This window comes from Mesorhizobium sp. M8A.F.Ca.ET.161.01.1.1 (assembly GCF_004792105.1).
Taxonomy (GTDB): domain Bacteria; phylum Pseudomonadota; class Alphaproteobacteria; order Rhizobiales; family Rhizobiaceae; genus Mesorhizobium.
This window is the reverse complement of sequence record NZ_SRTD01000153.1, coordinates 1-378: the sequence shown is the minus strand read 5'-3', so window position 1 is coordinate 378 and position 378 is coordinate 1. Positions and strand designations below refer to the sequence as shown.

Below are 378 nucleotides of genomic sequence, written 5' to 3'. Positions count from 1 at the left end.
ATTGGATTTTAACGGGCCGGGTAATCGGACCAGAGCGACAGTCGGTTTCCCGGAGCGGCAAATGTCTGAAAAACCCGTCATCATCATCACCGGATGTTCCTCGGGCATCGGCGCCTATTGCGCCGGCGCGCTCCACCGTGACGGCTGGCGGGTCTTTGCCACCGTGCGGCGCATCGCTGACATGGCAGCCCTCGAAAATCAGGGCATAGAAACCCTGATCATGGATTACACAAAGCCCGAAACCATCGCCGCGCTGGTGGACACCGTCTCCGCCCGCACCGGCGGCCGCATCGATGCGCTTTTCAACAATGGCGCCTATGGCCAGCCGGGCGCGGTGGAGGACCTGCCAGTCGAAGCGCTGAGAGCCCAGTTCGAAAC

The 378-nt window shown here is 61.9% G+C and carries 1 protein-coding gene; it reads left to right on the top strand.

Annotated features, from left to right (window positions below):
* Positions 1 to 61 precede the first annotated feature (61 nt).
* Positions 62 to 378 (top strand): SDR family NAD(P)-dependent oxidoreductase (locus EN804_RS35080; protein WP_135922335.1); only part of this gene is annotated, 317 nt, incomplete at its 3' end.